Here is a 14344-nt window from a genome sequence, read left to right on the forward strand (position 1 = left end):
CATGTTTGCTACGACAGGTAATATAAAGGCGGCAATTTAATGCAACCTTAAGCCAGATCGGTTGTCATATAGCAACTTCTGGTAATTTTTCAAATTGACACTCCAAAGCTGAGTGTGCGTTTAATGTTTTTGGGGTAATACATGCAGTCAGGTTTATCTGCTGGTGGACGCAAGGGCGCCCACGGGCCCTTTCGCGTCATTCTTATTTTCAGTCTGTTAGTTCTAGCTATAGCTACCGCTAGCCGAATCAGTTTAGGCCTGTGGCAGGGCGAACGTGTAGCCGCTGTTGACGGTTGGTCGCATTTGTTGCTGCAAGGTATTCGTGTCGATATTGCAACCCTATGTTGGTTATGGGGTGTGGCTGCTTTAGGTACGGCGATATTTTCGGGCGATCATTTGATTGGCCGAGCATGGCAATGGATTCTGCGTTTATGGCTAACCATAGGCCTCTGGACTATCTTATTCCTCGAAGTGTCGACGCCCGCTTTTATTGAGGAATATGGCATTCGCCCTAATCGTTTGTATGTGGAGTATTTGATTTATCCCAAAGAAGTGCTGTCGATGCTGTGGGCGGGACGCAAGCTTGAGCTGATTTTTTCTGTGGTGCTGAGTATCGCAACCCTATGGGGTGGCTGGGTATTGAGCGGTAAGTTGTGTAAAAACCTGCGTTTCCCCCGTTGGTATTGGCGCCCGGTGTTAGCCGTGCTGGTTATCGTTTTGACCCTATTGGGTGCGCGTTCAACCTTAGGTCATAGACCGATTAACCCAGCGATGGTGGCATTTGCCGATGATCCATTAGTAAACTCCTTAGTGATCAACTCCGCTTATTCTTTAGTGTTTGCGATCAAACAAATGGGCAGTGAGGAAGATGCTTCTAAGGTGTATGGCTCCTTGGACAAAGATGAGATTATCAAGGTCATTAGGCAGGAGAGCGGTCGCCCTGAGAGTGCGTTTACCTCAAATGAACTTCCCTCTCTGAGTTTTAACCAAGCCAGTTATACCGGAAAGCCTAAAAATTTAGTGATCTTGCTGCAAGAAAGTCTGGGAGCCCGTTTTGTGGGGAGTTTAGGCGGTTTGCCGTTAACGCCGAATATCGATGCCCTCTCACAGGAAGGCTGGTATTTCGATAATCTCTACGCCACTGGCACACGCTCTGTGCGCGGAATCGAAGCTGTCACGACTGGTTTTACCCCTACGCCAGCCCGTGCGGTGGTGAAATTAGGCAAGAGCCAGACGGGTTTCTTCAGTATCGCTGAATTGTTAAAAAATCACGGCTATACCACCCAATTTATCTATGGTGGTGAGAGCCATTTTGACAATATGCGTAGCTTCTTCCTCGGGAATGGTTTTAGCGACATTATCGATCAGAAGGATTATAAATCTCCTGCGTTTGTCGGCTCTTGGGGTGCTTCTGATGAAGATTTAATGCGTAAGGCAAATAGTGAGTTTGAGCGTCTGCATAGCGAAGGTAAACCGTTCTTTAGTTTAGTGTTTAGCTCGAGTAACCACGATCCATTCGAATTCCCCGATGGCCGTATTGAGCTGTATGAGCAACCAAAACAAACCCGTAATAACGCGGCAAAATATGCCGATTATGCGATTGGTGAGTTCTTTAAGCTGGCCAAAAATGCCGACTACTGGAAGGACACAGTCTTTATTGTGGTAGCTGACCATGACAGTCGAGTCGGTGGTGCGGATCTGGTGCCAGTATCGCGTTTCCGTATTCCTGGGTTAATCCTTGGGGATAATGTTGCACCAAAACGCGATCACCGTATCGTGAGTCAAATCGACTTACCGCCAACCTTGTTATCTTTGATTGGTATTTCAGACTCTTACCCTATGTTAGGGCGTGACTTAACTCAGGTCAGCGATGATTGGCCTGGACGTGCACTGATGCAATACGACAAAAATTTTGCGTTGATGGAAGGCAAGGATGTGGTGATCCTGCAGCCAGAGAAAGCGGCGCAAGGTTTCCAATATGATGAAAAAACTGAGCACTTAACGCCTTATGCGCCCGCGGCGCAGGCGCTAGAGAAAAAGGCCTTAAGTTGGGCTCTGTGGGGCAGCCTAGCCTACCAGCAAGAGCTGTATCGCTCGGGTAACTCGAGCAAATAACCGCATAAAAAATGCCGTTTAATCAGCGGCATTTTTATTTCTACACGCCATAACCCATCAAATCCATGACGACATGGCGGGCTCGGCCTCTGGTTGAGTCTGCTGTGCATAATATTGGCTAATACGTTGCCCAACTTGTTGATAAAACTGAGGTGACTCCCCTTGTATAGGTTGACGAGCGGCGCTGGTATTGGTTTTTGCATTAGTATTTGTTGGCGGAGTATTGTTTTGGCCAACCTTTAAGCGAATATCCTTGCGTTGCAAGGCCGCAGGACCTCGGACTGGCACCCTAAGCGTTTTAGGAAGTGCGCGATCAGCAGCCACAACTGGAGCTTGTTTTTCTTGCTGTTGTTGACTCTGTTGCTGCGAGGATTGCTGTTGCTGCTGCTTTTGTTGAACTTGTTGCTGATTTTGCTCAAGTAATCGAGCCTGTTGCTGAGCTTGGTCAGCAGTACGTTCATTTTGCGGGTTAAAGGCGCGTTCTTCATGGCCTTTAGTCGCAGCCTGAGGTGGGATTACCACTGGTTTTAGCTGATTGTCGACCCGAGCCGAGTCCGTCGCGACATTGGTGGTCGCTAGCGGAACTTGGGGGTAATTACTGACAAGCAGCATGAAAAATTCCTTGTAGCCTTAATGGTTAAATACTAGCCATTTATTGCTCAAAGATAAAGCGCTAGTCCTTGAATTGCGCCAGCCAAGGTGTGATTGCTTGCAAGAATTCTTTCCTGTGGGACACAAACGGTGCGTGGGATGCCTTGGCGAGCATCACATCTGTGATATGGCTTGCGGTGGGCATTTGAGGTTGCACGCGTTTGGGCACGAGTCCATCGAGCCTGCCCCAAATCCGTAGCCAAGGTTGCTGTATCGCCGACAGCTGTGGCCTAAGATCGATTTGATTCAACATATCCAAACCTTGAGTTAAGGCCGCAGCATTGGGTAGCGGGCGTGCCAAGACTAAATCCCGCAGCTGCTTAATATCGTCTTTGGCGGTTTCGCTGCCCATGGCCTGAATCGCTAAAAAGCGCTCAATCGTTTTAGGTAAATTTTGCCCAAGCTGCTCGCCAAACATGCTGAGCACCTGTGGCGGAATACCGGGCCATGCTTCTTCCTCCCTTGCCATAAAACAGGGCGAGGACGCGATAGTTATTAATCCTCTGACATGGGAGGGATAGCTTATGGCGGCTTGAGTGGCGACTAATCCGCCTAGTGACCAGCCAGCCCAAATTGCATTGGCGGGCAAGGCATGGATTAGGGCATCCACCCAAGTCGATAAATCGCCTACGATTGGTTGACTTAAGCCAAAGCCAGGCAGATCGACATAGTGCACCCTATACTCAGACAGTTGCTCATGGAGCGGCGTAAACACGGCGCTATTAACCCCCCAACCGTGGATCATCACCAGATCTGGCCCTTGGCCAATGGTTTCGATATGCAGTGGATGATGAGCAGACGTTGTAGCGTTCACTAAAATACCTCTAATAGGATGTTGTATGTCAGGCGATAGCAAATGGATTTGGTCGCAGCAAGGGGCGAAGTTTTTACGCTTAGTTTCGTATTGGGGGCAGCGTTACTTGGCAGGCAGTTTACCTAACCGTTGCTTACTGTGCCACCAATCACTAAATTCAACGGAAGCCGGATTTTGCCAGATATGCCTGCAAACGGGTTTGTATCACAGCCCAATTTGCTTAGGTTGTGGCAAATCCATGCAACTTGAACTCGAGTATTGCGGTGAATGCCAACGTCATCAACCGCGAAAAGTCATCGCACCCTGTAGTTATCATCAAGGCTTTGGCCCTTGGATAGCGGCTATTAAATATCAGGGGCAACTCGCTGCCTTACCCATTCTGTGCCAAGCCTTAGTGGCGCGCATTGGTCAGCTTGAACAGCAAGGATTAATCACGCTACCGCAGGCCATAGTGCCAGTCCCTTTACACCCTAATCGGCTGCGCCAACGTGGATTTAATCAAGCATGGTTAATCGCCCATGAGTTATCGCAACGCTTACAGTTGCCCTTAGTTGATCAAGGATTAACACGGCGGCAGGATACCCGCCCACAGGCTGGACTCAATGGTGCGCAGCGGCGAAGAAATCTACAGGATGCCTTTGAGTTAAATGCTGATTTTGCCTATCAACGCATTGCATTAGTGGATGATGTGGTGACGACAGGCACGACGGTTGCGGAAATCGCCCAGTTATTCGAAGCGCGTTACGTGCATGTTCAAATATGGTGTCTTGCACGAGCCGAAGCGCCAGGCTTGTTGGAAGATATCGCAGGTGAAAACATAGAGTCGCGATAGTCATACATTAGTGGTTTGCATGTTAAGTTGCTGCATTTAAAGCGTGATGGATTTTGCAAAATTCCAGAACTTGCTACCCTAGGGACTACAAAGCGCGAGTAACTAGGAGTATCATACGGCTAATTCTTACTAAAACACTCAGGTATCCCCTGACGGAGCTGGTTTCCATGATTACGATTTCCGATGCGGCTCAAGCCCATTTTGTAAAGTTGTTAGCAGATCAACCTGAAGGCACTCATATTCGTGTATTTGTGATAAGCCCAGGTACCGCACAAGCTGAGTGTGGCGTGTCTTACTGTCCACCTGATGCCGTTGAAAGCGATGATATTGAATTAGCATTCAATGGCTTTAGCGCCATGGTAGACGAAAAGAGTGCACCTTTCTTAGAAGAAGCCTCAATTGACTTTGTGACCGATCAATTAGGTTCGCAATTAACCCTTAAAGCGCCAAACGCGAAAATGCGTAAAGTTGCGGGTGATGCGCCTTTAGTGGAGCGTATCGAATACGTGATCCAATCAGAAATCAACCCACAATTAGCTAGCCATGGCGGCAACATTATGTTGGTTGAGATCACCAAAGAAGGCGTTGCGGTATTGCAGTTTGGTGGCGGTTGTAACGGTTGTTCGCAAGTGGATATCACCTTAAAGGATGGTATCGAAAAACAACTGTTAGATATGTTCCCTGGTGAATTAACGGGTGTGCGTGACGTAACCGATCACCAACACGGTGAGCACTCTTACGCTTAAGCTTTTGAGTTGAGCTAAATAAAAAAACGCGACCTTGAGTCGCGTTTTTTATATTTGGCTTTGATGCTACAACTGAGTTTTTAGGTTATCTGCTAAAAACTTATCCAGCGCCTTAAAGGTGGTTAATCTGTGGTCATTGTTACTCAAATAATGGTCACCATTTTCAAGCTCAATATATTCGACGTTTTTCTTACGAGATTTTAGCTCGTCAAACATTTCGCGGCTATGTTGTACCTTGACCACTCGGTCCTTATCGCCATGCAGTAGTAATACTGGGATGGTGATCTTATCGGCTTTACTGATGGGCGAGCGTTCATAGAGGACGTTAAAGTCATCGCCAATTTGTTCTTTGACGACTTCGTAATTGGTAAAACGGCGACTGGATTTTACCAGGTAAGCCACGTCTGTCACCCCAGCAACACTGACTGCACAGCGATACAGTTCGGGTGTCATTGCGGCGCCCATTAGTGCTGCATAACCACCATAACTCGCGCCGACAATACAGATACGTTGCGGATCGCTAATCCCTTGATTGATTAGGTAACGCGTGCCATCTTCCACATCGTTTTGCATTTCGAGCCCCCAGCTTTTTAGGCCGGCTTTCATAAACTCATAGCCATAGCCTGCTGAACCCCGAAAGTTCATTCTGAATACTGCGTAGCCACGGTTGGCAAAAAACTGTGCCCAATAATCAAAGTCATTACTGTCGTAACTAATGGGGCCGCCGTGGGGGAAGATAATGGTTGGCAGTTGCTTGGCTTCGAGGCCCTTTGGCACTGTCAGGTAAGCATCGATTTTGAGCTTATCCCGCGCTTCGTAGCTTAAGTATTGCGTGTCGGCGAGTTGCTCGCTGCTGAGCTTGCTATATCTCTCAGCAATCGGAAACAGCGCCTTCTCATCCCTATCGCCAAAGTAATAGGTGCCGGGCTGAGTCGAGCTGGTGGAGTAGACGATATAGCGGCGTTCATTGGCGCTAAATTGGGTGATGTAGTTGTGGGCATTGGGTAATACCGCTTTCAGCCCATTTTGTAGGCCCGCATATTCAGGATCCCAAAAAGTATACTCTTCGCCATCGCCTTCACTGATCCCAATAACTTTTTTCTTTAATTCTGAATAGATGAGATCGCCTTCGACATCGGTATTTTCGTTGGCGTACACCAGCTCCTTGGTGAGCTTAGGATCGGTTAAATTCACCTTAAAGATAGCTTCAAATCCTTGGTGATAGGCGCGTACGTACAGAATATTCGGGTCGGCATCAAACCCCAGTGGCCAGACACTCTCTTCAGAGAAAGCTTTAAAGCTCCAAAGCAAGCGAGACTCTGCTTTTTGTTCGGGCTGTTCGTAGATGCGGTATTCAGTATCATCGTTATAGATGGAAATTCGGACCTTGTGCTGCCTGTCGGTAACCCAGCCGATGATATTACGCTTAGCATTTTGAATGTAGGAGGACTTTCCCTGTGACAGATTGACTTTGAGTACGCTGTCTTCCCCTACATTTTGGCCCATGCCATCAAGGGATAGCAGAATATGTTCCGAGTCATCTGGCATCAGATCGATAATTTGCCCTTGATGTTGTGGGATCCAACTGAGTCGATCGATAACACTAGGGGCGAGTACACTCGAAGTCTTTCGAGTGGTTAAATCGTACTTAACTAGGCGGGTTTCGGTTGTTGGTGTTCCATAACGATTTGCTGGAAATTGAGCTTTTATTAACAATGTAGTGTTGTTTGCCCACCTTAACGATAGCATTACAAATTTTTGGTTATCTGTATGAACTGCAACGCCTTTTTCACCCGTTTCTAAATCGAGAATGCTGACAACGGTTCCCTTGAGTTTAGGTTGTTCGACACGAACAATGGAGGCAATTTTTTTACCATCGGGTGACAATTGCACAGAGCTGACATCGGGAATACTAGCAAAAGCCTCGACGGGAAGTTGTGGTACCGTTTGGGCAAGCAGTGGCAGGCTTAGCCACAGGAGCAGTAGAGGTAAAATCCTTTTCATTTTATATCACATTTATATTACAAAAGTTGTGCGTATATTAATCGGTCAAACCTAAGTAAGCTACTGTCTTTACTGAGTTAGCTAGGGCGTGTTGACATTTCAGGGTTATTTTTGCAGCAATTTGGCGGGCTTTTATGCAAGGCAAAGTCCGTGCTGTGTAGTTATTCTACATAAACGGACGATAACGCGGCAGAAAAGCCCGCCAAATGCTGCCCGAAGGGTTCGCCTGGCAAGCACTTGCTCTTACTTTCGGTCATAAGAGCCGCTCGTCATTTGAGTAGAATAACTACACATCATTCCTCGTTTCGCGAGCACGTGCTTGCCAGAACGAACAAAATCTAATCTCGAAACGTCAACACGCCCTAACAATAAATGTCTTACTAAAGCGATAATGTGCTGCAAGGGTCAGGCTACGCGTTAACATAAAGGCTGTCATGGCCGCCCACAGAGCATGGTTAGCCTGCTCAGAAGGCAATAGCGATTGTAGTAAATACCATGTCGGAAAGAAGGCGCCAAATGTCGCAATAATCATGCTATTACGCATCACTTTACCCTGCGCCGCACCGATATAAACACCATCGAATAGGTAAGAGCTAAAAGACCAAAGCGGTAGCAATACCAACCAAATCAGATAAGTCTGTGCTGTGGTTCTGACCTTATCAATACTGGTCAACAGTTCGATAATATGGCTTCCCCAAAGGCTAAAGATCAGTGTAAACCCAACTGCTGTGATGGCAGACCAACACCAAGCCAGCACCACGGCTTCATGCAATTGCTGCGCACGCTTTTGACCATAGGCTTTGCCCACTTCGGCCTCGGCATAATAGGCGATGCCATCGAGGGCGTAGGAGATTAATAGCAGTAAATTCAATAACACTGCATTGGCTGCGACGGTATTGTCCCCAAGGCCTGCACCGTGAAAGGTCATAAAGGCGAAGGCAGCTTGCAGGCATAGACTGCGGATAAAAATATCGCTATTGAGTTTGAGCAGTTTGCCGTAACCGGCAAACGTCAGATGGACACGCAATTGGTCAAATTTAAATTGAGACGACAGCTTAAGCTGTTGTAATACCATGTAGAGTGCAACGCTAAAGGCGGTGATATCCGCACATACTGAGGCAAGTGCGGCCCCTTTGACTCCCCAGCCTAAACCTAATACGAAGAGCACATCGAGGATAATATTGGCTAAGTTGGCGAAGATGAGCTGCCACATGGCCGCCTTGGGTTGTTGTCTGCCAAGAAGCCAGCCGAGCATCACTAAATTGAGCAGGGCGAATGGTGTCGACCAGACTCGGACTTGAAAATATTCTCGGCAATAACGCTCCACTTCCACACTCGCCTCGGAGAGGCCGAGCGCTAAATTCAGTATTGGGATCTGTAATAGGATCACCGCGATACCCAGCCCAGTCGCTAACATGGCGCCTTGGGCCAGCAACTTTAATTGGCGCGCGGTATCGTTTGCGCCATAGGCCTGTGCGACCAATCCGGTGGTCGCCATCCGTAAAAAGCCTAATAACCAAATGATTAATGTGATAATCGTTGACCCGAGTGCGACGCCCCCTAAATAATAGGCGTCACTTAAATGCCCGATGACGGCCGTATCGACCAATCCCAACAGCGGAACCGTGATATTGGAGAGGATCATCGGCAGGGCAAGCGCGAGCAGCTGGCGATTCTTGGTGCCATTCAACAGGAGCGCGAGTGCGGTGGATTTTGTGGTAGTCATTGATTTCAGAGGTATTCACATTATGGTTAAACGTGCGTTATGGGCACTCTTCGGGCTGATGACTTTCTCGGCCCATGCTGTGGTCATTTTACAGTATCACCATGTGTCAGAAACCACGCCGGCGGCGACGAGCGTCACGCCTGCACAATTTCGTGAGCAAATGCAGTTCTTGGCTAATGATGGCTTTAAGGTGATTCCGTTATCGCAGGTGGTCGAAGCGATAAAAAACAAACAAGATTTACCCGCCAAAACGGTGGCGATTACTTTCGATGATGGTTATCGCAGCATTGCGACCACAGCGCATCCCATCCTAAAGGAATTTGGTTTTCCCTACACCTTATTTGTGGCAATTGAGCCTATTAAACAAAAGTTTACCGAGATGATGACTTGGGAGCAGCTCATCACGCTCTCCAAGGAAGGGGCCGATATTGCTAACCACAGCTGGGCCCATGAGCATTTGATCCGCAGGCTGGACAATGAATCTCAAAGCCAATGGTTGGCGCGAATTAAGGCCAATATTCAGGACACCGAAAATGCGATTCGCGAGGCGACTGGGCAGAATTTTAAAATGCTGGCCTATCCCTATGGCGAATACAATCAGGCGATTCAAGACATGTTGACCGAAAACGGCTTTGTTGCCTTTGGCCAACAGTCAGGGGCGGCGGGACCTTATTCGCCACTCACGGCATTGCCGCGCTTCCCTGTGGCGGGGCAATATGCGGATTTAAAGAGCCTAAAAGCCAAGTTATACAGTCTCAATATGCCGGTGCTTGAGCAAACACCTAGCGATCCTGAGCTTAAGGGCGGAAATTGGCGCCCCGAGCTTAAGGTGAAGCTCGATATGAGCGATATTTCGGCCAAGCAAGTGATGTGTTATATCCAAGGGCAAGGCGCTAAAACACCTACTTGGTTAAGTGAAAACGAGTTTAGCATTCAAGCCGATTTAGCCTTGCCTGCTGGCCGCTCGCGCTACAACTGTACGGCACCAAGTAAGACGCGCAATGGTTTTTACTGGTTTTCTCAGCCTTGGGTGAGACCCAAAGACGACGGTTCTTGGGTCAAAGAATAGTCTCATCTGCGATGGCTATTTAGGTTTATAGCTGTTGACGATTTTATCGAAGTCGCTGATTAAGGCCTCGTTTAGAATCTGAGGTGCTTTACCTAAGGTGACTGCGGGTTTAAACACCGCTACCCGCGTGCCTTGAGGGGAAACCAGCACATAGCCCGCACTATGATCGACCTGATAATTTTCTCCTTCACCTACCATAGCATAGGTGAGTCCTAGGCTGCGGGTGAGGGGGAAGATTTGGGTTTGCTCACCCGTCACCGCCTTAAACTCAGGATTAAAGAAATTCACATAGGTGAGGAGTTTATTTGGGGTATCCCGCTTCGGATCCACGGATAAAAACACGATTTGAATGGGCGCAATTTTTTTCAGCTCAGGATAGGCGGCGGCGAGTTTGTTTAAGGTAGTTGGGCAGACATCGGGGCAATAGGTAAAGCCGATAAAAAATAGGCTCCATTGGTCTTTCAAATTCGCATTGGTAAAGGGTCGTTGCTGTTGATCGACAAGCTCAAAGGGCACTAGCTCGAAGGCCTCTGGAAACAAAAAACCACTCTCTAACTCAACGGGCTTAGGTGGATTGAGCTTCACTGCAAATAGCCCTCCCAATCCTATTAATAGAATCGCGATCACTAAGATCTTGTTGGAGATTCTTTGTTGCATATTTTGTCCTCAGGCCATGCCCGTCCTATGCCCATCGAGCGTTGCACATTACGCCCAAAGATAGTGGTCGAGCAGTAATGCCATAAATAACAACATTAAATGATAAATCGAGAAGCGAAACACCTGCATCGCCAGTCCTTCACGATCCTGATACTTTAACTGCCACGCCTTATAGATAAATCCGGTGCTTAGTATGCTTGAGCACACAAAGTAGAGCGGTCCACTCATCCCGACTAACACAGGCAATAGACAAGCTATCGCCAGCAAAATCGTATAGAGCAAGATACAGGTCTTAGTAAATTCTACCCCATGGGTCACGGGCAGCATGGGAATATCCACTTTGGCATATTCTGCGCGTCTGTGAATCGCCAGCGCCCAAAAATGCGGCGGCGTCCACAGGAATATGATGATGACGAGCAATAGTGCATGGCCATGGAATTGATTTGTCACCGCCGTCCAACCCAAGAGAGGCGGCATCGCGCCCGCTAAACCGCCAATCACAATATTTTGCGGGGTGGCCCGTTTTAAATAGGTGGTATAAACCAAGGCGTAACCAATCAAGCTGGCAAAGGTGAGCCAAGCGGTGAGCGGGTTAGTGAAAACATAGAGGATTACAAAACCTAAACTGCCTAAGAGTGCCGCGAACAGCAGCGCCCTCGTCGCCGAGACCCGTCCTTTGGGGAGTGGGCGATTGTAAGTGCGTGCCATCATGCCGTCGATTCGCCTATCTATCAGGTGGTTTAAGGCGGCGGCTGACCCCGCCATCATGGCGATACCTAAAAGTCCTGCGACCAAAGGTTGTACGGGTAATATCGTTGGCATGGCCAAGCACATGCCGACTAAGACGGTGAGCAGCATTAAAGCCACCACCTTAGGTTTGGTCATCTCGAAATAGGCACGCCAAGCCACATTAACACTAGGGTGACTACTGATTGAGAGCGGTTTTGCCATGGTTAAACCCTCGATGTTGAAGATGGCTTATGCCAAAGAAAATAGTTAATTGCGACTAAGGTGAGTAGTAACAGCGCCGCGCCGCCATTGTGGGAAACGGCAATCCCCAGTGGTAAATGCATCACCACGTTTGAAATCCCTAAACTGACTTGCAGTATCACTAAGGCGACCAACAACAGGCTTAGGGCCTTGAGCTGAGTGCCGAAAAATAATCGATAGGCGAGCAACAACAATAGGCTGGCGGTAATAATGGCACCGACGCGGTGGGCGATATGAATGGTCATGCGAGCATGGTAATCCAATACGCCAAATTCAAAGCTTGGATGTTGCCCTTGGAAAGGGGAAAACGCATCGGCAATGGCGAGGTTATCCATCCAATTACCTTCACAAATCGGCAAAGCCGTGCAGGCGAGTGCCGCATAGTTGGAGGAGGTCCAGGCGCCAAGCATGATCTGACCTATCAGCACCAGCAGACTCAACAGCGCCAGTTTCGGCAAATGTTTGCTCTGGCCGAGAAATTTAAGGCTCGTGCCTATCCGCGAACCATGGGCGCCATTAAATCCTGCGCCCGCAACACGCTGACTGTGAATATCAGCGGTTTCGAAAATTCGCCTCGGACGTGTTCGCAGATACAGCAATAGCAGGAGCGAGAGCAAGCTAAAGCCGCCAATTAAATGGAACATCACGACAATCGGCATTAGTTTCATCGTCACAGTCCACATCCCCAACGCCGCCTGAAATATGATGAGTAACACTATGGCCAAAGGCAGTTTTTTGGGAGCTTGGGATGTTTTTAGGCAGAGGATAAAAACCAGTAAGACGAGGATGCCCAAGGCGCCCGCGATATACCTGTGGATCATCTCGAGCCAAGCTTTTTCGGGATGGATATCGTGGTCGGGAAATAGGGTTTGGGCATGGGAGATCTCATGGTCGTGGGTGGGCACTTTGATATGGCCGTAGCAACCGGGCCAATCTGGGCAGCCAAGTCCTGCGTCCGAGAGCCGAGTGTAAGCCCCCATTAAAATTACTAACAGGGTAAAGACTATGGTGACGCGGAGAAGCCAAGTCAGTTGCATTAGTCTACCCTCGATAGTTTCAATAACTTACGGAGATCCGCGACCAAGGCCTTACCCTGAGCTAAATGTGCCGCCTTGCCTTGCACTTGGGGGTAACGCAGCACGAGTGCGCCGAGTGGATCGACAATAATCAGCTGTTGTTGGTCAAGCCATTGGCTTAGGCTTTGGCTGGCGGGTTGAGTGTTAAAGTTAAAGCTGCTTAATGCGCTTAAGTCACTGTCTGGGTTTACAAGAATAAGCGGTTCGACACGTGCCTGATCTGGCCCTAAGGCGGTATGACTCTGACGCAGGATATACAAGCGTTCGCGGCAAGCTTCATCGCACTTTGCGGGCAATAAATACAGCAGTTGCCATTCCTTAGGCTGAGGATTGTTAAGGCCAAGACTGGTATAACTGGTTTCTGGGCTGATGAGCTCACCGTGGTTGGTGGAGCCGCCTTGATACCAATGCATGCTCAGCACTAACTTAGCGATGACCACAGGCGCGATAAAGGCCAGTAGCAATAACCCCAATGCGCGGTATTTGGCTGTTTGTTGGGAGTCCATATTTGCTCCTCTTATTGTCCCTAATACTTTGTTTTATTGTTTTTTATTAAAATCTTGCTGGTATCTGTTACTCGGTTTTAGTCGCTTCCTTATCGGCTTGATGCCGTTGTCGTGATTTTTTGAGGTATTTCATTGCTTGCCAGCCCATCAACCCAGCAAACACAGTTGCCATGGCAAACCATTGCAATGCATAACCCCAATGTTTTTGGGCCGAGAGGGGGAAAGGCTGCCAAGGATGAGGCAAGATCTGCGCTGGTTGTAATTGGGGTAAGACATCGGGTTGTAACACCGCGGGCAGGATAGGGTGTCCTAACATTTGTGCCATCTCGGGTAGATTGAGATTTTGAAACCGAATCCGTTCGCCTTGTTCCGTGGTGAAGGGTTCTGCCAATAAATGATGGCTCAAGGGATTAATCTGTTTTTGATAGAGGCGGCCTGTAAGAGCCAGTTCACCGACTATGGGGCTGACTTCGGGCAAGGCATCTCGGTGGGATTTCGCGGCAATAAAGCCGAGTTCGAGTAACAACCAAGGCTGCTCGGCATTACTTGCCTGATTTGCTGACGTTATTTGCAGTAATTGAAAGGCGAGATAGCCCACTTGCCCTTGATAGACCTGATTGTCGAGCAACCAGATTTGTGGATTCGCGGGTTTTGCTTGAACTTGTAAGCGGTAGCCCGTGACGCTGCCTTTAGCCAATTCAGCGATGAGCTGTTCGGGATTGAGTGTGGCAGTGGATTGTCTCGCCTCCATTTGTGCTAACAGTTCGGTTTTTTCAACTGCCCTATCCATTTGCCACAAACCCAGCTTGACCAAAACCACGAATACCACCACAGTCAATATCAGTAGTAACGACACTCCCCTATGCAACCAAATATATCTTGGTAACCAAATCAATTTGGCCAGAAAAACATAAGGATAGCGTATGAACATCCCGCTCATTTTTAAGTGTGTTTTAGTACTGCTGTTGCTGTTTATCATTTTTAACCTAGGCAGAGCCTTAATTATTATGGTTAAAGGTGACGACCAAACCGCTGAACACCCGGTGCCAATGAGCCGCTATTTGGGCCGTAGGGTGATATTTTCTGTACTGGTTATCCTGCTCTTGCTGGTGGCTTTAGGGACTGGACTGCTTGGTCTCAATCCCACGCCTTAAGTTT

14 protein-coding genes are annotated in these 14344 nt (G+C 48.3%); 5 read left to right on the plus strand and 9 right to left on the minus strand.

Annotated features, from left to right (window positions below; all coding sequences use genetic code 11):
- Positions 1–141 precede the first annotated feature (141 nt).
- Positions 142–2115 (plus strand): LTA synthase family protein, encoded by a 1974-nt coding sequence (locus M0413_RS09250; protein WP_218737779.1) that lies wholly within the window; start codon positions 142–144, stop codon positions 2113–2115.
- 57 nt (positions 2116–2172) lie between these two features.
- Here the strand turns inward: M0413_RS09250 and M0413_RS09255 are convergent, their stop codons facing one another.
- Together M0413_RS09255 and bioH are read right to left on the minus strand one after the other, a co-directional pair.
- Positions 2173–2727 carry a hypothetical protein gene (locus M0413_RS09255; RefSeq protein ID WP_047537845.1) on the minus strand — a complete coding sequence of 185 codons (555 nt, stop codon included), beginning with the start codon at positions 2725–2727 and terminating at the stop codon, positions 2173–2175.
- A 61-nt stretch (positions 2728–2788) separates the two neighbouring features.
- Entirely contained in the window at positions 2789–3580 is a 792-nt protein-coding gene (gene bioH / locus M0413_RS09260) for a pimeloyl-ACP methyl ester esterase BioH (RefSeq protein ID WP_218737780.1), read from the minus strand.
- Between the two features lie 25 nt (positions 3581–3605).
- Between bioH and M0413_RS09265 the strand changes: the two genes are divergently transcribed.
- The gene (locus tag M0413_RS09265; protein ID WP_249553900.1) at positions 3606–4412 is read left to right on the plus strand and encodes a ComFC family protein; all 807 of its coding nucleotides are present in this window, start codon (positions 3606–3608) and stop codon (positions 4410–4412) included.
- 167 nt (positions 4413–4579) lie between these two features.
- Positions 4580–5158, plus strand: a complete 579-nt coding sequence (gene nfuA / locus M0413_RS09270; protein ID WP_037423725.1) for a Fe-S biogenesis protein NfuA — start codon at positions 4580–4582, stop codon at positions 5156–5158.
- 66 nt (positions 5159–5224) lie between these two features.
- Here the strand turns inward: nfuA and M0413_RS09275 are convergent, their stop codons facing one another.
- Positions 5225–7162, minus strand: a complete 1938-nt coding sequence (locus M0413_RS09275) for an alpha/beta hydrolase family protein (protein WP_144345314.1) — start codon at positions 7160–7162, stop codon at positions 5225–5227.
- Between the two features lie 352 nt (positions 7163–7514).
- On the minus strand, positions 7515–8888 hold the full coding sequence (locus M0413_RS09280) for an MATE family efflux transporter (RefSeq protein WP_249553902.1): 1374 nt from the start codon (positions 8886–8888) through the stop codon (positions 7515–7517).
- Between the two features lie 22 nt (positions 8889–8910).
- Between M0413_RS09280 and M0413_RS09285 the strand changes: the two genes are divergently transcribed.
- Complete coding sequence (locus M0413_RS09285) at positions 8911–9957, plus strand: polysaccharide deacetylase family protein (RefSeq protein ID WP_249553904.1); 1047 nt, start codon at positions 8911–8913, stop codon at positions 9955–9957.
- Positions 9958–9972: 15 nt separating this feature from the next.
- On the opposite strand, the gene M0413_RS09290 is transcribed toward M0413_RS09285, so the two are convergent.
- The 5 genes from M0413_RS09290 to M0413_RS09310 form a co-directional block, all read right to left on the minus strand.
- Positions 9973–10602 (minus strand): SCO family protein, encoded by a 630-nt coding sequence (locus M0413_RS09290; protein WP_249553929.1) that lies wholly within the window; start codon positions 10600–10602, stop codon positions 9973–9975.
- A gap of 60 nt (positions 10603–10662) precedes the next feature.
- Positions 10663–11565, minus strand: a complete 903-nt coding sequence (gene cyoE, locus M0413_RS09295; protein WP_249553906.1) for a heme o synthase — start codon at positions 11563–11565, stop codon at positions 10663–10665.
- A 2-nt stretch (positions 11566–11567) separates the two neighbouring features.
- Positions 11568–12641, minus strand: a complete 1074-nt coding sequence (locus M0413_RS09300) for a COX15/CtaA family protein (RefSeq protein WP_249553908.1) — start codon at positions 12639–12641, stop codon at positions 11568–11570.
- Positions 12641–13186 carry a redox-active disulfide-containing membrane protein gene (locus M0413_RS09305; protein ID WP_089068793.1) on the minus strand — a complete coding sequence of 182 codons (546 nt, stop codon included), beginning with the start codon at positions 13184–13186 and terminating at the stop codon, positions 12641–12643. The genes M0413_RS09300 and M0413_RS09305 overlap by 1 nt, the downstream gene beginning before the upstream one ends.
- Before the next feature lie 67 nt (positions 13187–13253).
- Positions 13254–14165, minus strand: a complete 912-nt coding sequence (locus tag M0413_RS09310) for an SURF1 family protein (protein ID WP_249553910.1) — start codon at positions 14163–14165, stop codon at positions 13254–13256.
- On the opposite strand from M0413_RS09310, the gene M0413_RS09315 reads away from it, so the two are divergent.
- Positions 14110–14340 carry a DUF2909 family protein gene (locus M0413_RS09315; protein ID WP_037423704.1) on the plus strand — a complete coding sequence of 77 codons (231 nt, stop codon included), beginning with the start codon at positions 14110–14112 and terminating at the stop codon, positions 14338–14340. The genes M0413_RS09310 and M0413_RS09315 overlap by 56 nt on opposite strands.
- The last annotated feature ends 4 nt before the right edge of the window (positions 14341–14344 follow it).

This window comes from Shewanella sp. 8A (assembly GCF_023475945.1).
Lineage (GTDB): Bacteria > Pseudomonadota > Gammaproteobacteria > Enterobacterales > Shewanellaceae > Shewanella > Shewanella xiamenensis.